Here is a 19,256-nt window from a genome sequence, read left to right on the forward strand (position 1 = left end):
AAGAGGATCATATTTTTATATTTTAACATGTAAACCCTTTCATTAAAACAAATGAGGATTTTGCAAAATCCTGAAATAATAAAGGATTCATGGAGTTACATGAAGGACATCTACCATCCAACCTATTTGGATGGTAGATGCTCATAGCCTCACAATCTTAAATCATGTCTACTTGCTTCCTACAGGAAAAAGCGCATCATATGCAGGACAAGGCAGTTTATCGAGAAACTCCTGAAGCTGCTTCGGTTTATTTTTGTAAATATCCTTTAGGGATGTTCCATTATAAATATTGCCGATGACCACAGGGTGGCATAGCTCACAGATCAGGATGTCCCCGTTCCCGTGAAGATGGAGCTGTTTTTTACCATCAACGCAGTTGGAAAAATAAACACCCGGCTGCTCCTTGAAGCCCAGTGCTTCTGCAAAACGGTCCATACAGGTGAAATACAACACAGTATCGTCCTTTTTATGTGCAATCAGGTCATGAACGGACCGAATGAGCGCTTCCTTGGTAGAAATAGCGTTCCAGTTCGTATGATCCATTACGATACTGTTTTGGATTTCATGGATGCGCACACCGAGTTCATATACCTTTTCACTAATGGCTGGCATGTTGTTCTGCGTCTCTGCAAACAGCAACGTCTCCAGCACCGTTTCTAGCTTGGCTTCGGTACATAACCGAATATTCTGTACAATTTTCTCATACATGCGAGGATGTACATGATAATAGGCTGCATACTTATCGGCATCCGTGAAGTTGAAGGAGATATGAATATTGGAAAGTCCTGCATCACGCAGTCTCTCAATTCGTTCAGGGCTGAGCAAGCTGGCATTGGTGTTGAGCTGGGTAGCGATGCCCTTGCTTGAACAGTGAGCCACGATGTCCAGACAATCCTCATATTGCAAGGTCACTTCTCCCCCGGACAGTCGCACACGTTTTAACGTTGGAATGTCATCAATAATATCAATGACCTCTTTGCTGCTGATGCATTGCCCGTCGTTCCGCTGATACGCACAGCAGTAATCACACTTGAAATTGCAATTGGAGGTAACCCCGACTTCCAGTCCCTCCAGCTCGTAGATGCCTGGATTTTCCAGTTCAAGTGCTTTATATTTGTTGTCTATACTCACTTTCTCATGATCCTCCCGATCTCAGGCTTGTGTCTTGAATTCCCTTGAGATTATACAGATGGGAGCGGTTTGTAGATATGACATTGGTAACGGCGGGCTACTTGACAGAAGTAAGAAATTCTTTATCTACATACTTATAAGCCTCAAATAAACCTTGAGAGCCATAAGGTACATCTAATTCATGTCCATTCAAAGTAATATAGGATTGCCCTGTTACAGCTAACTCCTGATGAAAGGGATCTATCTTTTTAATGTTTTCTACATTTGTAAATGAAAAAACCCATGTCTCAGCATTCGTAGCCAAGTCACCCGCTGCAATGACTATCTCGTTAGTTCCATCATGATCAAAGTCGTAAACACTCGCTTGAAGCCTATAGCCTGCTTTCAATTCCCCAAACTCGTCAAAGGCTTCCGATTCTCCAGTTGAAGACAGGTCGAGCGGCCAACCTGTAGACTCGGAAGGGAATACCACCAACGTTTTCACCCCGTTAGGATGATCCATCCCTAATACGAGTTCAGCCTTAGTTGCCCCCATTTGGAGGGGTAACTCCACATCAGGTTGGCCTGACGTCCAATCTGCATGAACTAACGAATTTCCCTCTTCTGAACGTATAATAGCTTTTTCTTTAGGTGCGACTACTTTCATAGATTGGCCTGCATCAGTTGCATTTCCCTTCTTCTCTTCAGAATTTATCGGTTGCTCGGAGGACAAATTTTTGGAGATCGAAGCTTTTGAAGATGAATCCAGATTATTCTCTTGATGGGTTCCACATGCTGTCACAATCAGCAATAAAAATAAAATTATTATAGACGATGTTTTTTTCATAAATTTCAAACCCCGTTCCTTTCACATTTATCCTACTAATACTCCATAAAACAATGGTGCTATGTAATTTCCATAGATAATAATAACATATATTGAATAGTGCTCTTGAATCCGACACATGTCCTGTAATTGTGATCAATATGTGAACTGGGCATACTTCTCATTCCCAAATCCATACTGAATATATCTGTTGGTAATGGAGGCGGGAATTATGGATAAAAGGATGAATCTGCTTATGTTCAGCGGCGATTATGATAAGGCAATGGCTGGACTGATTCTGGCAAATACGGCACGGGAATTGGACGTGGAGGTGACGATGTTTTTTGCGTTCTGGGGACTATTTCTGGTTCGTGACCCTGACAAGATGACGTTTGAAGACAAGACGATTTATGAAAAAATCATGGGCTGGATGACTCCAAAAGGACCCGAGGAGCTGCCATTGTCCAAAATGAATTTTAGTGGCCTTGGCAAGCTGATGCTGACGGAAATGATCGAAGATAATGAAGCCCCGAAGCTCATTCATTTCTTGAAAGGAGCGCGAAAGAAAAATGTAAAATTTTATGCCTGTAAGCTATCGGTCGATATTATGGGTTTTAAACCGGAAGAATTTATACCTGAACTGGAAATTATCGAGGCCAAAACGTATCTAAAAGATGCGCTCGAATCCGATATGCAGTTGTTTATATAAGATAGACCTACTGCCTTATCCCGCTTTTGGATGAGGCTTTTATTGTGACTAAATGATGACACTCGCCTATTTTTTTTAACCCATTCGGGCCTACCTACGTACCCTAAGAAGACAGAACGACTTGGGAGGCGCCGTATGCTCATGGCTCGAATTGGAAGCAGTAATTGTAGGTATCAGCCTTCTAACGAGGCTTATTTCCAAAGGTATCGTGAAAGTACAATCGGATATCACCAGACCTTTGAATCTCCATACGGGCAAAAAAAGCTGATTTATGCGGATTGGGCAGCCAGTGGCCGTCTGTATGGACCCATCGAGTCGAAAATAGCAAAAGAATTAGGCCCTTTTGTGGCGAATACGCATACGGAGTCTAATTTGACAGGAACTCTGATGACCCAAGCCTATGAAGAAGCGAAACAAATCATTAAGGGCCACGTTCATGCCAATGAACATGATATCGTCCTGTTCGCCGGGTCCGGTATGACAGGTGCAGTGAATAAGCTTCAGCGGCTGTTAGGATTGAAAATACATGAAAAATTAAAGCCCCTCTACCCCATCGCCGAAAAAGAACGTCCCGTTATCTTCGTTACCCACATGGAGCATCATTCCAATCATATTTCCTGGGCAGAAACCATTGGAGACGTTGTGTGTCTTCCTCCGGGTCCCGGCGGAATGGTCGATCCAACTCATCTCGAACGACTGCTGCTTCAATTCCAGCATCGCCCTATCAAAATCGGCGCCTTTACCGCTTGCTCCAATGTTACAGGGTTCGAAGTACCGATTTACCAGCTAGCCCGCAAAATGCACGAACATGGTGGCGTTTGTTTCATTGATTTTTCGGCAAGCGCACCTTACGCCGAGATCAACATGCACCCCACAGATCCGCTTGAGAAACTGGACGGGATTGTATTTTCACCCCACAAATTTCTTGGGGGTCCCGGTACAAGCGGCGTTTTAATTATGGATTCGAGGCTGTGCCTCCATTGTGCTCCAGATCAGCCCGGAGGGGGCACAGTTAGCTGGACCAATCCTTGGGGTGGATACGAGTATAAAGATAATATTGAGGCCCGTGAGGATGGAGGGACGCCTGCCTTTCTACAGGCCGTTCGAACCGCGCTCTGCATTCGGCTGAAGGAACAAATGGGACAGAAGCGCTTGTTGGAGCGCAAAAAGGAACTGACATCATTATTACTAAAGAACTTGAGTACCATACCAGGGCTACACATCTTAGGAGGAGGCAGCCAAGAACGAATGGGAATCGTTTCTTTCGTTGTCGGCCATATTCACTATAACCTGATTGTAAAACTATTGAATGATCGGTTTGGCATTCAGGTCCGGGGCGGCTGCTCTTGTGCAGGCCCCTACGGACATTATTTGCTGGGCATCGACCACCAAACATCTAAACAAATGACAGACCTGATCCATGCGGGAGACTTATCTCGAAAACCGGGCTGGGTGCGTCTGTCGCTCCATCCCATGATGACGAATCAGGAAGTCTCCTATATCGCCTCTTCCATACGGGCAATCGTGGAAAACATCACGACCTGGCAAAAAGATTATACCTATCAACCAGAATCAAACGAGTGGCAATCTATGAATGAACATCACAAAATAGACATCAGCAAATGGTTTAATTTTAGTGATTAAGAGACTCCTGTCCGTTCCCTTCTTTCAAAACTCTCATAGAATATTCCGTAGGATTAATATATGAGGAAAGAAGTGACGACAATGGGTTTCAATTTTCGCAACAGTACTAATGCGGCTATCTATATTGCTTACGCTTATCCGAACTTCAACTGTAGTCCTATCAACTATGCCAAGATTGGCTGGTATCGTGTAGATCCTGGGCAGACAAGAGAAGTTTGGAGTGGATATGCCGGAGGCAATACGTTCTATTACTATGCCGAAAGTAGCTTTGGACGCACATGGTCAGGTTCTTATTTTACCCAGCTCCCTAGCCAGGCCTTCCATTGGTGTTGGAACGTAGGATGTACGACCTGTAGGAATTTAGGTATGCGGCGGATTCCTGTCAGTCCAATCTACGCAAGTTACACCATCAACCTGGTTAGCAGCGCTAGCCAAAGCGCACCTCAATCCGGGAATATCCGCATAGCCTTGCCTTCCAAACAAAGCACAGAAGGATCCTTAGTTGTAAGAATACCTAGAACGGCTAAAAAATTGAAACAGGGAAAACCTCTGTCATCCAACCGTGTTGCAGTACCTACAAAACTGAGAAAGAATTGATGTAGAATTCCTAATTCGCAACATTGCATGAGATCTAAAGCAGTCATATTTTTTATTAAAAGGAGCGACCTCACTCCCATGGTCTGCTCCTTTCTCTTTTATCTATGAAGTAATTCCGTTTATTTACTTTCGGATTCCCACTTGGATATCTCTTCACGCACCCGTGGTGCTACCTCTGTTCCCAATAGCTCAATAGCTCTCATGACATCATCATGCGGCATCGTCCCGACGGGTACGTGGAGCAGAAAACGTGTAATGCCTACCTGTTTACGCAGATGGATGATTTTCTTGGCAACCGTGTCGGAATCGCCTACATACAACGCTCCTTCAAAGCTGCGTGCGGCATCGAAGCTGGAGCGAGTGTAAGGACCCCACCCCCGTTCACGCCCAAGCACATTCATGCTCTGCTGAGTAGAAGGGAAGAACTTATCCGCTGCCAGCTCAGTCGTCTCTGCGATAAAACCATGTGAGTGTGATGCAACCGGAAGCAGCGATGCATCATGACCGGCATGCCTAGCGGCTTTTTTATACAGTTCCACCAACGGGGCAAACTGTACAGGACTACCCCCAATAATCGCCAGGACTAACGGCAATCCGAGCAAGCCTGCACGAACCACAGATTCCTGATTACCCCCACTCCCAATCCATACGGGCAACGGATTTTGAACTGGACGCGGATACACGCCCAAATTGTTGATTACCGGCCGATGTCCGCCTTTCCAGGTAACTTTCTCGGATTCCCGTATTTTCAATAATAGCTCCAGCTTTTCATCGAATAACTCATCGTAGTTATCCAAATCATACCCAAATAAGGGGAATGATTCGATAAAAGAACCCCGGCCTGCCATAATCTCAGCTCGTCCATTCGAAATGCCGTCCAGTGTAGCAAAATCCTGAAACACACGTACAGGATCATCCGATGAAAGCACCGTAACTGCACTGGTTAACCGAATTCGTTGGGTCTGCGCAGCAGCAGCAGCGAGGATAACAGCCGGAGCAGATGCTGCATAATCTTTACGATGATGCTCCCCTACGCCGTACACATCCAGCCCTACCTGATCTGCAAGCACAATCTCCTCGACAACTTCACGTATTCGTTGTGCATGACTGATGACCTCACCCGTTTGGGGATCCGGCGTTGTTTCTACAAACGTGCTTATCCCTATCTCCACTTGTTCTACCCCCTATTTTCATGCCCTATTCTCATACGGCTGCTTTCGAAGCCAATCATTTTAAAAACCGATATCTTTATATTGAACCTTTTTTGCATCTTTTTCAAGCTCTCTTTTTCTGAGTCTGAAAACCATCCAAGGGAAGTGTCTAGATTCGCCGCAGGAAAAGATGTCTCTTTGTCGAATATTGTATGGAATAAAGAAGATTCCCATCCCACAACATGAATACAACAAGGAGGCACATACATTTATGGCTTTTGTCATTAACAATTTAAAGGATAACAGCAATGTTGCCATCACTGACCAATTAGGCGGATTTACGGTACTGGAATACATAACAGATTTGAGTTCCACCTCGGTGGAGGCTGCGAAAAACAACTACTATATGAGCAAAAGTAATATGCGCCGCAAACAACTCATGATCGAAATCAACAATAGCGAGATTATGATGAAGGCGGGAGCCATGCAATATACTGTGGGTAGCATGGAAATGACTACCGGTGTAAAAGGCGTTGGAGGCTTAATGCGAAACTTGGTGTCCGGTGCTGTAACCGGGACAGGTGCCATTAAACCACACTATAAAGGCACGGGTACCATCATGCTGGAGCCTACCTACCAATATATTTGGCTTATTGATGTGGACAATGATGATATTGCCATCGAAGACGGCTTGTTTTTGGCTTGTGATACGACGCTAGACATATCCGTTGTTGCACGTAGTAATCTTTCCTCTGCTGCACTGGGCGGAGAAGGGTTATTTAATTTAAGCGCCCGCGGGAAAGGAGTGCTGGCACTTCAAGCTCCGATCCCTTCCGAGGAAGCGGTCGTTATAGAATTGCAAAATGATGTGCTGAAGGTGGATGGTAACTTTGCCCTCATGTGGTCCAATACCTTACAGTTCACCGTCGAAAAATCCGGGAAAACCAAAATGGGTTCTGCTGCTTCCGGCGAAGGGCTGGTAAATGTGTACAGGGGAACAGGAACCGTATGGTTAGCACCATTATAAACATAAGAAAGGAGAAGCCCCGGCTTCTCCTTTCTTACATTTTAATTCTTTTTTACAAACTCCGATTTTAGCTTCATTGCTCCAAAACCATCAATTTTGCAGTCAATATCATGATCGCCATCCACCAGACGGATGTTTTTTACTTTGGTCCCGATTTTCAAGACGGATGAGCTTCCCTTCACTTTAAGGTCTTTAATGACCGTTACAGAGTCACCATCCTGCAGGATGTTACCATTCGCATCTTTGACGACCTTTACGTCTTCACTGCTTGCTTCTGACTCGGTAGACCACTCATGAGCGCATTCCGGGCAAATGAAAAGACTGCGATCCTCATAAGTGTACTCTGAATTACATTCAGGACAATTTGGTAAATTAGACATGGTATTATGTACTCCATTCATTTTCAAATTCTACTGCTATGCTAAGCTTCCTGGATAGACCAAGCCTGCTCCAAGTCTCCCTTGGAGTTCCCTACAAGTATATTGGATAAACAGTCACGATTCCACTCATGGATGAAATTAATCTGAGTTTTGTACCGATACGTAAGCGCCCTGCCTCTGAAAATACCCAGAGGGTGAACATGTAACTAAAACGGATGCTGACCTCTCTAGGCAGCATCCGTTTTAGACATAAGCAGTATCATATGTTGAAATTGTACTCTACGGCACGTTTATTATGCTTGGGTTTGCTTGATCAGTTCACTCATTCCTTGGCTAAGCGGCGTAAGGGGGCGTTTCAACAGCTTCTCGAAATCGTTGCTTACGACATCCAGGGCTCCTTCACGAATCGCTTGTTGAATACCGACCACAATAGGGATTGCACCTTCCGGGACTCCCGCACCGAGCATAACCTCGGCATACGTAGCATCATCCACCTGCTGTACAGGAACGTCTTTGCCCAGAACCTCAGCCAGTATCGCTGCAAACTCTTCTTGGGTAATCGGCTTACCGGAGAGCTCGTATATTGTATTCTCATGCCCTTCGCCAGACAAAACGGTTGCAGCTGCTTGCGCATAATCTGCGCGGGTAGCCCAACCTACTTTACCGGACCCTGCCGAGGTTAGCCAAGGAGCCCCCGCGAGTACGGATTGGATCGTGCCTGCCTCATTTTCCAGATACCAATTATTACGCAGGAAGGAGTAAGGAATGCCTGACTCACGAATGAACTCCTCCGTGATGCGATGTACGGGTGCAAGGAATAGAGTGCTGTCAGCGGCATTGGCAGCGCTAGTATAGGCGATGAAGCCTACTCCAGCACGTACAGCAGCATCAACAGCCGCTTTATGCTGACGGATTCTAGTATCATTATCCCCGTCTGCGGATATAATCAGCAACCGGTCTACTCCAGCAAACGCCTGATCCAGCGTCTCCGGTTTATCAAAGTCGCCATGACGAACGTCGACGCCACGAGACCTTAAGTTCTCTGCTTTTTCTGGATTTCTTACGCTAACAATAAGATCGTTTGCGGAGACAAATGTAAGCAACGTATCTACCACGATGGAACCCAGTTGCCCCGTTGCTCCTGTTAATGCGATTTTCATATGAAATCCTCCATTCAGATTTTATTTACTTTTATATAGTAACTAAAAATATAACACATGTCTAATCTAGAGTCTAAAGGTCTGCTTTTCGGGTAAGAGTGGGTAACCCAAACTTTCCCCAGAGAAAGGAACCTGTATATGAAGAAAGCTATGATCATTGTAAATCCCTCTTCTGGCAAAGAGGAATCCCTCCAACATGTCAGCAGCGTAGAAGAAATTCTACGTGATCAAGGATACGTTGTTACGGTTAAAGAGACGGCAAAGGAACTGGACGCCACCCGTTTTTGCGTTAATGCGTGTGAGGAAGCTTGTGACCTAGTCGTTTCCATCGGTGGGGATGGCACACTTCACGAAACCATCAACGGCTTCATTGATCAAGACCATCGTCCACGACTGGGTGTCATCCCCCTTGGGACAGTCAATGATTTTGCCCGTGCCTTACAAATTCCGCTAAGTCCTGAGCTGGCGATCCGTACACTGACTTCTACCCGCGTGAAAAACGTAGATACGGGCCTCTTAAACGGCCGAATGTTTGCCAATGTGGTTGCCACAGGTTCGCTTGCTGAATCGCTATCAGCTGTATCATCAGACGATAAATCCATGTTTGGCACGTTTGCCTACTTCAAAGAAGGCATGAAAGAGCTTATCAGCCATCCTGCCCACTCACTTATCGTCCGCTATGATGACAAGACCTGGGAAGGGAAATCTCCACTCTTTTTGGCTACGTTAACCAATTCAGTTGGCGGATTCGAGAAACTGGCTCCCGATGCAGCTGTTGACGATGGTCTACTTCACTGCTTTATTTTCAAAAACCTCAATATATTGAACACCGTGACGGCCAGCATATCCTTATTTTTAGGCAACCTGAAGGATCATAGTGATATCGTTTACTTTACCGCAAAGCATGTAAGTGTCAGCTCCGCAGAACCGGTCAGTACGAATGTAGATGGTGAGGAAGGGCCGTCTTTGCCTATCGAGCTTGGTATTTTACCGCGTCATATCGAGGTAATTGTGCCGGAAGAGGTTTAAGTAATGCGGTGCTGGTCCTCAAGCTTGAGGATCATACTCGCTCAATTTCCCCTCGTAGATCAAATGGAATCGATCACTTTGACGAAAATCATCTGGCGTAACAAGAGCGGGCAGTTTGTTCCATATTTTTATGCCGGATCGCTGTAAAATTTCCGCGACGAATTGGGAACAAAAATAAGAATTGCTGAACTCCACTGGTTCTTTGAGTGCAATACCAATCAAACCCAGTAAGTTATACATATATTTTTGACGACTTCGGATAAATACATGTAAAACTCGCTTCATTTTTTCAACTTCACGGTCGGTTACTTGAAGCTCGTAGATAACGCATGTCGTATTCGGAAATCTGCTGTATGTACCTGTCTTAATATCCTCTTTCACGAAACCACCATCCAGAGGGTTATTAGGGGTCTTTCTCCCGAAGCTGTATAACTCCGAAAGTTCCCGGTTGAAGGAAATGGAGGCGTGATTGTATGGCGCTCTCGTATAGCTTTTAATGACTCTCGTAAGAAACGTTCCCGTATTCGTAAGCAAGATAAAGACGGATTGATCTGCTACCATTTACGAAATTTCCCCTTATCAAGTTTGAATTATTCCTTCATAATAACATAGGTACCCTAACGGAACCCTATTTCGCGATAAGTTGGTGAGTGGTAATGGATAGTTCGCTATTAACGTTAATCCTTATTTTTACAGCCTTATTGGTCATCCATCTGATTTACATAGTAGTAGTCAAAACACAGCCAGACAAAGACTATGCAGCTATTGGGCTTCGCATCAAGACATGGTGGGGCATGTTCTTTATCTTTTGCTTGGCAACTCTTTTCAATCCGATCGTTTCACTGCTTTCCTTGATGGCACTCACCTTTTTTGCGCTAAAAGAATACTTTTCCATGATTAGATCCAGAAAAGCTGACCGCAGATTGTTTTTATGGGCGTACTTGGCGATTCCCGTACAATTTTATTGGATTTATATCGGGTGGTACGGAATGTTTATTGTCTTTATCCCTATCTATGTATTCTTGCTGCTACCGCTTCCGCGATTGATCAACAAAGGAACGGTTGGTTTTTTGCGCAGTGTCAGCTCGACCCAATGGGGACTCATGCTGATGGTTTTCGGGTTGAGTCATCTGGCCTATTTTCAGTTTGCTACGCCGCAATACGGAGCGAAACTTGTACTTTTTCTAGTGGTACTGACGCAGCTCAATGATGTCGTACACTATCTAACATCACTCTATTTCGGAAAGCGGAAAATCGTCCCGACATCCAATCCCAATATAACTTGGGAAGGCTTTGCATTCGCTTTTCCCGTAACTACAGCGGCTTCCTATCTCATCTATCCCTACCTGACGCCGTTTGACCTGAAATTTGGAATTATTTTCGGCATGCTGATCAGCTTGAGCGGTTTCTTCGGCAGCTTAACGGTTTCCGTGCTGAAGCGGGATTTATTAATCGGCGATGATGATAAGTTCGATGCTTTGAAAAAAAGCTACTTAAGCCGGGTGGATAGCTTGACCTACACCTCGCCCGTCTTTTTCCACGTAATCCGTTATTTTTTTGACTTTATGTAGGATCAACTGTATTTTTCTTGGAATCTCTCTACTCTGTTTTCCTTCATCACTCCACGATACTCTGCTTGCTTCTCACGTTTTCACTTTAGTTAGTCGGGGTAAGTACACTATATCGGAAAAGTCCTTATCCCTTAAAAACAATCTTGAGGAGGCATTAGAAATGGCAGAGCACAATCATGTTGTAAATAAGGAAGGCGAATTGGCATTGAACAAAGTAGATAACGCATTAAATCGGATAGACGACAGCAAAAAGGATGACATTCTGAACAACTTTGACTCATTCAAAAGTTATTTGAGCGACAAGATTAAAATGGCTCAAAATATTGGTCTGAATGAAGAATTGATCGCAAAAGCAGCTGAGAAGATAGCTGGATATCTGGCAGCCAAAGAAGAACCTCGAAACAGCGAGGAGAAGCTCCTCCAGGAGCTGTGGAAAGCGGGGGACAAAGAGCAGCAGCATGCGCTTGCCCATATGCTAGTACGCATGGCACAATCCTCGTATAAATAGTGATGATGGAACACAATATCTTGCTATGAAAAGGGCAGCCTATCCTCACCTAAGGATAGGCTGCTTTCGGTTTACTACCGTTGCAGTGCGTTCCTGATTCTGCGAACCCCTTCACGAATTTCATTTTCCTTTAGATGCCCATAGCCCATGAGCAGCCGGTTCCCTTCAAGCTGTGCCGCAAATACATTTTGACTATGGAGACATTTCGGCAAATCCTCTCGGAACGGGAACTGAAACTCTGCTACCAAATGTAAACCCGCCGATCGGCCACACACCCGATATTGCCCTGTAAAATGCTGTTCCAGGCTATTAAGCAGGACCTGACGACGCTTGGCGTACACTTTTTTCATCTTATGTACATGCTTATGAAGGAGTCGCTTCCTGATATACCGACTCAACACAATTTGTTCTAGGCTCGCTGTCTGGTAATCCGCCAGTTGCTTTAAACGGATAAAATCAGCGACTCGTGACGAGGGAAGAACAATATAGCCGATCCGCAGCGCAGGGAACAATATTTTGCTAAACGTCCCGACATATAGCACCCGTTCTGGGTCCAGACTCTGCAAGGAGTGGACGGGCGCCCCGTCATACCGGAACTCACTGTCATAATCATCTTCGAGCAGAAGACATCCTGTCCGGGCTGCATACTGAATAAGCTCGATCCGCCTTTGGATCGGCAAGATACCCCCCAGCGGGAACTGGTGCGAGGGTGTCAGATATGCCAGTTTGGGGTGTCTCTTTTGCGGCAGATCGGCTGTTATAACTCCCGAATCATCAACAGGCATACTCCGCAATGTGGCTCCTGTGGCCGCCAGAATGCTTTTTAAATCTTCATTTGTCGGTTCCTCTACAAGGGCTTCGTCTCCAGCTGACAGTAACAGACGGGTGACAAGCTGAATCGCTTGTACTGCTCCGCTAGTGATTACAATATGTTCCGGGCTGGCTTTCACTCCTCTGGTGTGAACCAAATAGTCGGCCAGCTCCCTGCGTAACTCAGGCTCTCCAGCAGGATCGCCATAACCTAGTGCCAGATCAGGAGCCTCTTTGCATACGCTCTGAAGCAAGTCAGCCCATGATTTGCGCGGAAATAATTCCAATGCAGGAAGGCCTGTCCGGAAGGAAATTACCGACATCTTATTTGAATATGCAGATTCCACTGCAGACGCAGGCGCCTCGATAGGCGGTGCGGATACATAACCTGGAAGGACGGCCCCTTCCGCTACATAGGTACCTGAACCCGAGCGTGCAATGGCTAAGCCTTCGGCTAGCAGCATTTCATAAGCTTCGAGGATAACATTCCGGGAAACATTCAACTGTAAGGCCAGCACCCGGGTCGAAGGAAGTTTATATCCTGCATGCAGTTCTCCAGCTAAAATACGGTCCCGTATCGCTTGATACACCTGACGCAGCATCGGAACTGTCACACTCTTATCGATAGATAACCACATAGGTTGCCCCCTCAAGCGGTACTGTCAAAAACCTCTTCAACTGGATCTACAAGTGCCCAGTTTCTATTGCTACAGTATATATCAATATCTGTACAAGAGGTGAGATGAAATGAACAAACCAACCTTTTCGACTTACATGGAATTAGTGATCGCAACCTCCATTGTTGGCAGTTCTGTAGTAGTCGGTAAACTGGTCGTGATGCGGCTGCCTGTTTTTTTATCGCAATCTGCCAGTCTGGCCGTTGCCCTTCTGTTCTTGGTACCCATTGTATTCATTAAGAAATATTCACTAAGGATCAGCAAACGGGATGCCTTAATCCTGTTCATTCAGGCCCTGATCGGCATGTTTCTCTTCCGCGTCCTAATGCTGTACGGGCTGGCCTACGCCTCTGCTTCCGAAAGCGGAATTTTAACTAGCTTAACCCCAGCTATCGTTGCACTTCTTTCGTATGTGCTGCTGAGAGAAAAGATTACGCTCCGCCCCGGTCTCGGGATTGCCTGTTCTCTGATCGGTGTTTTGGCGTTGCAAGTGCCTCACATATCGGCGCTCTGGTTCAATGCTCCCAACGCAACCTCGTTCATTGGCATGCTGCTTGTTCTGTCTGCTGTGTTCGGAGAAGCGGCACTGACAGTGTTACGCAAGATGCTATCCAGCCATGTCTCTTCCCTGCTTGGAACCATGTATATAACACTCTTTTCATTCTTCATGTTCCTGGCTTGTTCATTTGTGGAGGCCCAACAGTTCAACTTTAACCACGTTGGTGTAGGAGAGATGGGGCTAGTCTTATATTATGGTATCTTTGTCACCGCATTAGGCTACGTATTATGGTTTCGGGGTGTATCAAGAGTACCGGCTAGTACAGCAGCTGTATACACAGGTTGTATTCCCGTCAGTACATTGCTGCTGTCCTATATCATCCTCCGTGAATCCTTCTCATTTGCTCATCTGGCTGGTGCAGGCTTTGTGTTTCTGGGCATCATGCTCATGTCACGCAGTGAACGCCGCTGACTTACGCAAAGACCTTCTCAAAAAAGAGGCTCCCGGCTGAAACTTCGGGAGCCTCTTTTCTTTGATTCAAGTTCTTATCGCTTTGAATTAATGCACCTGATCCAGCAATTGATATGCTTCTTCCTTCGTTTTAACCGCCAGGAGCGCTTCTCTGAAATGATCGTCCATCAGCTTACGCGATAACATTTGCAATACTTTCAGATGCGCATTTTCCTTGCTATTGCGCGGTACGGCAATCATGAAGATCAGTTTTGCTTCACTTCCGTCTGCACTATTCCAGTCAACACCGCCCTGCTTGATGCCGAAGACCACGCTTGGCTTCAGGACCGCTTCCGATTTGCCATGAGGAATGGCAATATTCATTCCAATGCCTGTGGAGCCTTCTTCCTCTCTGGCTAATATCGCCTGTTTGAAATCACTGGCAGAGCTTACGGCTCCAGTTCTCTCAAGTACTCCGATCATTTCATCAACCACAGCATCTCGTGTCGTTCCTTCCAGATCCAAATTAATCAGATCCATCGTTACAATATCCGTCAGTTTCTCAATGTGAATGGCTTGTGGAGAAACGGCTGGCCCATTATTTGTAACAGTTGTTGAAGCAGATGACTCCGTAGCGGCCGTTGTAGTAATCGCAGATTGTCCAGCTTCCCCAGCAACATCAGGAGTTACAGTTGCTGCAATATCTTTTTTCAGCAAGCTCACCAGGACAACCGATACAGCTACGCCGACAATAACGGCGATGAAGAACATGAGCACATGGTCCACTGCACCAAGTACAGCTACAATCGGTCCACCGTGAGCTACCTTGTCACCTACATTCCCCAACATCGCAATGACTGAACCGACCATGGATCCTACCATGATACTAGGAATAACACGTAGTGGATCTTGCGCCGCGAATGGAATTGCACCTTCGGTAATACCGAACAACCCCATTGTGAATGTTGCCTTCCCAGCCTCGCGTTCCGCAGGTGCAAATTTACGTTTGTTGATCATCGCTGCAAGTCCCATCCCAATCGGCGGAATACAAATCGCAACGGCAATTGGCCCCATAATTTCATAATTCCCTTCGCCGATCATGGCCGAACCGAATAAGAAAGCAACTTTGTTCACAGGGCCGCCCATATCAAAGGAGATCATCGCACCTAGAATCAATGCCAGTAGAATTGAACTTGTACCTTGCATACCTGCAAGCCAACCTGTTAAAGCTTCAAACAATTGTGCGACTGGAGCACCAATCACAAAGACAAAGATTAATCCAACAATTAACGATGCCAATACAGGGATAATAATTATAGGCATGATCGGCTGTAATGCTCGGCCAACCTTGATTTTCCGAATCCCAAGTGCAACATAACCGGCCAAGAAACCAGCGATAATGCCGCCGATAAATCCAGCCCCCGCCTCACTTCCATAAAAGCTGCCGTTCGCAGCAATGAATCCGCCAATCATACCCGGTGCAAGCCCCGGTCTATCTGCAATACTCATCGCGATAAATCCGGCGAGGATCGGTATCATAAAGGTAAACGAAGCCGAACCGATATCCTGAACCGTCTTCCAGAATGAACCGTCCGGTATAACCAGACCGCCTGGTGTCTTCTCACCGCCTATCGTCAACGCAATGGCAATGAGCAATCCCCCAATGACGATGAAGGGTACCATATAGGATACACCGTTCATCAGGTGGCGGTAGATTGGATTTTGTTTCGGTTTGTTCTCCTGTGAGCTACCTTCGGCAGAACGTGACTCTGCTTGGTACACAGGTACATTACCCTTCATCACCCGCTGGATCAATTCTTCTGGACGGCGAATGCCATCCTGTACGCCAACGACCAGCAGTTTCTTACCGACGAAGCGGTCTTTAACCACCGTTTTATCCGCTGCAATAATAATGCCATCTGCCTCACGGATCTCCTGCTCGGTCAGTTGATTTTCGACTCCAATGGAGCCTTGTGTCTCGACCTTCATCTCGATGCCCAGCTTTGCTGCTGCCTTTTGCAGATTCTCAGCTGCCATATACGTATGTGCAATTCCGTTAGGACATGAGGTAATCGCCAAAATCTTCATAGTCATTCCCCTTCTCTCTGTTGTTTCCGCTTACATTGATAGTATAAACGCCTATCTTGCTGTTATCGGACGAACTTTTTACCGGAACTTTCGGAAAAACGGAATTATACCAACAAAAAACAGGACTTATCTATAAGTCCTGTTCCAGAGCACAGCTTTTGATTTTAGTTTATCCCTTCATTCTCCCTAATAATCTCATCGCATCGGTCTCATTAGATAAGGCATGAACCAAAGCAGGCTGCTCACTGATCAGGGACAATTCCTTAAATAACTGGCGCATTTCTTCCCGCCCATCCTGTTTGACCGCAAGCAAGAACACAAGCTCTACTTTCTCGGTTCCCCAGGTAAGCGGCTGCTTCAAGGTAGCGATTACAATGGAGGACTGCCTTATCCACTCAGAACCGCCATGCGGGATGGCTATGCCTCCCCCAATCGTCGTGGCCGACATTTTTTCTCGCGCCAGTACGCTGTCCACATAACCAGGCTCTACATATCCTTTGTCCTCCAGTATTTGCGCCAGCTTGGAGATCAATTGTTCCGGATGCTGCACTTCCTGCTGGGGAAAGACCAAAAAAGGTGTTGTATATTTAAAAAATACCGATTCTTCTGCTGCCCTATGTTCCGGCTCATCCAGTCGTCGGATCACTTGCTCCAGTCGACGTTCGTCCTTGGCATCCAGCAAGGGAGAGACGAGAATGTGCGGAATGTTCATCTCTGGGAGATCTACAGTGGTAATGACGAGATCCACCTCCTGGGCTGCCAGATAGTCCTGGACTTCTGCTTTGGAAAGGGTTGTCTCCACATGTACAGCCGGAAATTTACGTTCCACCTTGGTGCGTAGCAGTTGGGACATACCGATGCCCATGTGACACACGATGATGGCTCTCTGGGGATGACTCTCTTTCTGGTGCAATCGCTCCACAGAAGCCTGAAAATGCAGCGTTAAATACGCCGCTTCCTCCTCGGGGAAGGATAGCCGGGTCCATTTCCCCACCTCTTCCAGTGTAATAATAACTCGGTCGAACATGTAGGGGTACATCTTCTTGATCTCGGCCAGCATAGGATTGGACACGGTCAATCCATATTGAAGACGGTTCAGGGTCGTATATAAATGGACATTCAACCCTTTCAGTAACATCTTGTCTTTAGAAAAGGCAATCATATTCAGCTCGGACATCCGCCGGACTAACTGCTCAATCAACTCAGGCAAAAGCGGGTGGCTATCTGCCAGCTCACCTTGTTTTCCTGTTCTTCCCTCCTGCTGGTAACGGAACTTCCCGCTAAGCAGATGCAGAGTTAAATACGCCGTCTCTTCCTTGGAAAAAGGCACAGCAAACAACTTTTGCAACTGCTGCAAAAAAGACGTAGCCCATGTAAATTCACGTCTCTCCTGCAAAAAGGCAATGTCCTGCTTGGAGAGCGAAATGGGTTGTCCCATCTTGGTTCGTTTGACCATTAAGAGGATATGCAGCATGAGAGCTTCGAAAGCTTCGTCAGTAAAGCTGAGCTCATGGCGTTTTTGAAATGCTTTTAATTCATGATTTATGGTTGTAATCTCGTGCGATTCAAACTGTTTGCGCATCATCTGTCCTGTTAACTCAGGACTGTCAATCAGCTGGTTCATACGCGCCAAAGCGATGCGCTTATTTTTCTCAGAGCCTAGAATGGTCAATCCAACGCGCTGCTTGGTAATCAAGGCCAGATCAAAGCTGTGCAGCCAGCCATCGATCTTCTCCATATCTCTACGAATCACCGTCTTGTTCACATAATACTGTGAAGCTAGATCCTGGATGGTCACAGGCTTGGCATTCATCAAGAGCCGATAGGCGAGATGAAGCACCCTTTCCTCATCCGACTCATGTTGGGCTGTACTCTCGTCCGCATACAGTCGATGGAACAATTCATTCTGATCCGCTTCACCCATCTCCAGATAAATGCCGCGTCCCGGCCTTCTCACCAGATTGGCATCAGAATGCTTGACGATATAATCTTCAATTACTTTCAGATCGTTGCGGATCGTCTTTTCAGAGCAGTCGGTCAGATCCGCCAGATCCTGCGCTAACCACAACCGGTCCGGTTCAGTTAACAACATGCGTAAAATTTCCATTTGCCTTTTATTCATTCCATTCTCCCATCTTCCAAAATAAAGAATGTCCAGGGCATTTCGATCTATATTTTTGCTGGTTTTGTGTTGACTTTAAGTATACTCCAAGTAGTACATTTAAAGCATGGTGGCCGCCAAATTCAAGAATAATGAAAAGAGGAATCGCTCATGACCATTGGGAAAACAGCTCTTATTACTGGGGCCAACAAAGGCATCGGGTATGAAACAGCCAGACAATTGGGGGGTATGGGTCTTACAATCCTGATTGGCTCACGGAATGAGCAGAGCGGCCGGGAAGCGGTGGCTAAGTTGGCTAATGAGGGAGTAGAAGCCCGATTTATTTTGTTAGACGTGACGAATCAAAGTACGATTGATTCCGCAGTCCAACAGATCAAACAAGAATTCGGTTCCCTTGATGTACTCATCAACAATGCCGGCATATCTTTAGGAGGAGCCACTCCTCCAAGTCAGTTCTCTTTGGACGATTTAAGAGAAACGTATGAAACGAACTTGTTCGGTTTGGTCGCCGTGACGCAAGCCATGCTACCTTTATTGCAAGAATCTCCATGCGGTAGAATCGTTAACTTGTCGAGTGGCCTTGGTTCGTTAACCTATAATAGCGATCCTGAGCATAAGCATGCCCAATTTAATTTGCTTGCCTATAATAGCAGTAAAGCAGCGGTTAATATGTTCACCGTCACCCTTGCCAAAGAATTCAAAGACTCACCTCTCAAAATCAATTCGGCTGACCCTGGCTTTACCGCCACTGACTTAAATGGCTTTACAGGACCGGGTTCGGTACAACAAGCTGCTGCTGTCGTTGTTCGTTTAGCCACTTTAAATAATGACGGGCCGTCAGGAGGGTTTTTCGACTCGAATGGAGAAGTGCCTTGGTAATCGTTACAATTAAGGAGTG

Annotated in this window: 18 protein-coding genes; 9 read left to right on the top strand and 9 right to left on the bottom strand. The window is 46.0% G+C overall.

What is annotated here, in order from left to right:
• Positions 1-168 precede the first annotated feature (168 nt).
• Both AOU00_RS12150 and AOU00_RS12155 read right to left on the bottom strand, forming a co-directional pair.
• Positions 169-1,131: a radical SAM protein gene (locus tag AOU00_RS12150; RefSeq protein WP_069290712.1), complete on the bottom strand. Its 963-nt coding sequence runs from the start codon at positions 1,129-1,131 to the stop codon at positions 169-171.
• 97 nt (positions 1,132-1,228) lie between these two features.
• Positions 1,229-1,957, bottom strand: coding sequence for a hypothetical protein (locus AOU00_RS12155; RefSeq protein ID WP_061829784.1), 729 nt, complete (start codon positions 1,955-1,957; stop codon positions 1,229-1,231).
• Positions 1,958-2,168: 211 nt separating this feature from the next.
• On the opposite strand from AOU00_RS12155, the gene AOU00_RS12160 reads away from it, so the two are divergent.
• From AOU00_RS12160 to AOU00_RS25825, 3 genes are all read left to right on the top strand, one after another.
• Positions 2,169-2,645 (top strand): DsrE/DsrF/DrsH-like family protein, encoded by a 477-nt coding sequence (locus tag AOU00_RS12160; protein WP_061829783.1) that lies wholly within the window; start codon positions 2,169-2,171, stop codon positions 2,643-2,645.
• A 135-nt stretch (positions 2,646-2,780) separates the two neighbouring features.
• Positions 2,781-4,289: an aminotransferase class V-fold PLP-dependent enzyme gene (locus tag AOU00_RS12165; RefSeq protein ID WP_069290713.1), complete on the top strand. Its 1,509-nt coding sequence runs from the start codon at positions 2,781-2,783 to the stop codon at positions 4,287-4,289.
• A gap of 81 nt (positions 4,290-4,370) precedes the next feature.
• Positions 4,371-4,886 (top strand): DUF1036 domain-containing protein, encoded by a 516-nt coding sequence (locus tag AOU00_RS25825; protein ID WP_081330705.1) that lies wholly within the window; start codon positions 4,371-4,373, stop codon positions 4,884-4,886.
• 119 nt (positions 4,887-5,005) lie between these two features.
• Here AOU00_RS25825 and AOU00_RS12175 read toward each other — a convergent pair whose 3' ends face one another.
• On the bottom strand, positions 5,006-6,058 hold the full coding sequence (locus AOU00_RS12175; RefSeq protein ID WP_069290715.1) for an LLM class flavin-dependent oxidoreductase: 1,053 nt from the start codon (positions 6,056-6,058) through the stop codon (positions 5,006-5,008).
• Between the two features lie 250 nt (positions 6,059-6,308).
• Between AOU00_RS12175 and AOU00_RS12180 the strand changes: the two genes are divergently transcribed.
• Positions 6,309-7,064, top strand: a complete 756-nt coding sequence (locus tag AOU00_RS12180; RefSeq protein ID WP_068939217.1) for an AIM24 family protein — start codon at positions 6,309-6,311, stop codon at positions 7,062-7,064.
• A 41-nt stretch (positions 7,065-7,105) separates the two neighbouring features.
• Here the strand turns inward: AOU00_RS12180 and AOU00_RS12185 are convergent, their stop codons facing one another.
• Both AOU00_RS12185 and AOU00_RS12190 read right to left on the bottom strand, forming a co-directional pair.
• Positions 7,106-7,444, bottom strand: a complete 339-nt coding sequence (locus tag AOU00_RS12185) for a zinc ribbon domain-containing protein YjdM (RefSeq protein WP_013312677.1) — start codon at positions 7,442-7,444, stop codon at positions 7,106-7,108.
• A gap of 293 nt (positions 7,445-7,737) precedes the next feature.
• Positions 7,738-8,604 carry an SDR family oxidoreductase gene (locus AOU00_RS12190; protein WP_061829777.1) on the bottom strand — a complete coding sequence of 289 codons (867 nt, stop codon included), beginning with the start codon at positions 8,602-8,604 and terminating at the stop codon, positions 7,738-7,740.
• Positions 8,605-8,742: 138 nt separating this feature from the next.
• Between AOU00_RS12190 and AOU00_RS12195 the strand changes: the two genes are divergently transcribed.
• Positions 8,743-9,633, top strand: coding sequence for a diacylglycerol/lipid kinase family protein (locus AOU00_RS12195; protein WP_069290716.1), 891 nt, complete (start codon positions 8,743-8,745; stop codon positions 9,631-9,633).
• Positions 9,634-9,651: 18 nt separating this feature from the next.
• On the opposite strand, the gene AOU00_RS12200 is transcribed toward AOU00_RS12195, so the two are convergent.
• Complete coding sequence (locus tag AOU00_RS12200) at positions 9,652-10,194, bottom strand: hypothetical protein (RefSeq protein ID WP_023991046.1); 543 nt, start codon at positions 10,192-10,194, stop codon at positions 9,652-9,654.
• A gap of 95 nt (positions 10,195-10,289) precedes the next feature.
• On the opposite strand from AOU00_RS12200, the gene AOU00_RS12205 reads away from it, so the two are divergent.
• Complete coding sequence (locus AOU00_RS12205; RefSeq protein ID WP_069290717.1) at positions 10,290-11,204, top strand: phosphatidate cytidylyltransferase; 915 nt, start codon at positions 10,290-10,292, stop codon at positions 11,202-11,204.
• Positions 11,205-11,364: 160 nt separating this feature from the next.
• Positions 11,365-11,712 (top strand): DUF3243 domain-containing protein, encoded by a 348-nt coding sequence (locus tag AOU00_RS12210; RefSeq protein WP_061829774.1) that lies wholly within the window; start codon positions 11,365-11,367, stop codon positions 11,710-11,712.
• Positions 11,713-11,786: 74 nt separating this feature from the next.
• Here the strand turns inward: AOU00_RS12210 and AOU00_RS12215 are convergent, their stop codons facing one another.
• On the bottom strand, positions 11,787-13,160 hold the full coding sequence (locus tag AOU00_RS12215; RefSeq protein ID WP_069290718.1) for a MocR-like pyridoxine biosynthesis transcription factor PdxR: 1,374 nt from the start codon (positions 13,158-13,160) through the stop codon (positions 11,787-11,789).
• 109 nt (positions 13,161-13,269) lie between these two features.
• On the opposite strand from AOU00_RS12215, the gene AOU00_RS12220 reads away from it, so the two are divergent.
• Positions 13,270-14,169: a DMT family transporter gene (locus AOU00_RS12220; protein ID WP_061829772.1), complete on the top strand. Its 900-nt coding sequence runs from the start codon at positions 13,270-13,272 to the stop codon at positions 14,167-14,169.
• 87 nt (positions 14,170-14,256) lie between these two features.
• Here AOU00_RS12220 and AOU00_RS12225 read toward each other — a convergent pair whose 3' ends face one another.
• Positions 14,257-16,236, bottom strand: a complete 1,980-nt coding sequence (locus tag AOU00_RS12225; protein ID WP_061829771.1) for a PTS fructose transporter subunit IIABC — start codon at positions 16,234-16,236, stop codon at positions 14,257-14,259.
• 169 nt (positions 16,237-16,405) lie between these two features.
• Positions 16,406-18,358 (bottom strand): BglG family transcription antiterminator, encoded by a 1,953-nt coding sequence (locus tag AOU00_RS12230; protein ID WP_069290719.1) that lies wholly within the window; start codon positions 18,356-18,358, stop codon positions 16,406-16,408.
• A 150-nt stretch (positions 18,359-18,508) separates the two neighbouring features.
• Here AOU00_RS12230 and AOU00_RS12235 point away from each other — a divergent pair, with 150 nt between their 5' ends.
• A complete protein-coding gene (locus tag AOU00_RS12235) occupies positions 18,509-19,237 on the top strand; it encodes an SDR family oxidoreductase (RefSeq protein ID WP_061829769.1) in 729 nt (242 codons plus the stop codon).
• Positions 19,238-19,256 lie beyond the last annotated feature (19 nt).

The organism is Paenibacillus polymyxa (assembly GCF_001719045.1).
In the GTDB taxonomy this organism is placed as follows: Bacteria; Bacillota; Bacilli; order Paenibacillales; family Paenibacillaceae; genus Paenibacillus; species Paenibacillus polymyxa_B.

Excerpts from the sequence above, each read along its gene's own strand:
- AOU00_RS12155 (WP_061829784.1), bottom strand. The coding sequence starts at position 1,957 with ATGAAAAAAACATCGTCTATAATAATTTTATTTTTATTGCTGATTGTG.
- AOU00_RS12205 (WP_069290717.1), top strand. The coding sequence starts at position 10,290 with ATGGATAGTTCGCTATTAACGTTAATCCTTATTTTTACAGCCTTATTG.
- AOU00_RS12190 (WP_061829777.1), bottom strand. The coding sequence starts at position 8,604 with ATGAAAATCGCATTAACAGGAGCAACGGGGCAACTGGGTTCCATCGTG.
- AOU00_RS12215 (WP_069290718.1), bottom strand. The coding sequence starts at position 13,160 with ATGTGGTTATCTATCGATAAGAGTGTGACAGTTCCGATGCTGCGTCAG.
- AOU00_RS25825 (WP_081330705.1), top strand. The coding sequence starts at position 4,371 with ATGGGTTTCAATTTTCGCAACAGTACTAATGCGGCTATCTATATTGCT.
- AOU00_RS12225 (WP_061829771.1), bottom strand. The coding sequence starts at position 16,236 with ATGAAGATTTTGGCGATTACCTCATGTCCTAACGGAATTGCACATACG.
- AOU00_RS12200 (WP_023991046.1), bottom strand. The coding sequence starts at position 10,194 with ATGGTAGCAGATCAATCCGTCTTTATCTTGCTTACGAATACGGGAACG.
- AOU00_RS12210 (WP_061829774.1), top strand. The coding sequence starts at position 11,365 with ATGGCAGAGCACAATCATGTTGTAAATAAGGAAGGCGAATTGGCATTG.
- AOU00_RS12165 (WP_069290713.1), top strand. The coding sequence starts at position 2,781 with ATGCTCATGGCTCGAATTGGAAGCAGTAATTGTAGGTATCAGCCTTCT.
- AOU00_RS12195 (WP_069290716.1), top strand. The coding sequence starts at position 8,743 with ATGAAGAAAGCTATGATCATTGTAAATCCCTCTTCTGGCAAAGAGGAA.
- AOU00_RS12235 (WP_061829769.1), top strand. The coding sequence starts at position 18,509 with ATGACCATTGGGAAAACAGCTCTTATTACTGGGGCCAACAAAGGCATC.
- AOU00_RS12160 (WP_061829783.1), top strand. The coding sequence starts at position 2,169 with ATGGATAAAAGGATGAATCTGCTTATGTTCAGCGGCGATTATGATAAG.
- AOU00_RS12220 (WP_061829772.1), top strand. The coding sequence starts at position 13,270 with ATGAACAAACCAACCTTTTCGACTTACATGGAATTAGTGATCGCAACC.
- AOU00_RS12230 (WP_069290719.1), bottom strand. The coding sequence starts at position 18,358 with ATGAATAAAAGGCAAATGGAAATTTTACGCATGTTGTTAACTGAACCG.
- AOU00_RS12185 (WP_013312677.1), bottom strand. The coding sequence starts at position 7,444 with ATGTCTAATTTACCAAATTGTCCTGAATGTAATTCAGAGTACACTTAT.
- AOU00_RS12180 (WP_068939217.1), top strand. The coding sequence starts at position 6,309 with ATGGCTTTTGTCATTAACAATTTAAAGGATAACAGCAATGTTGCCATC.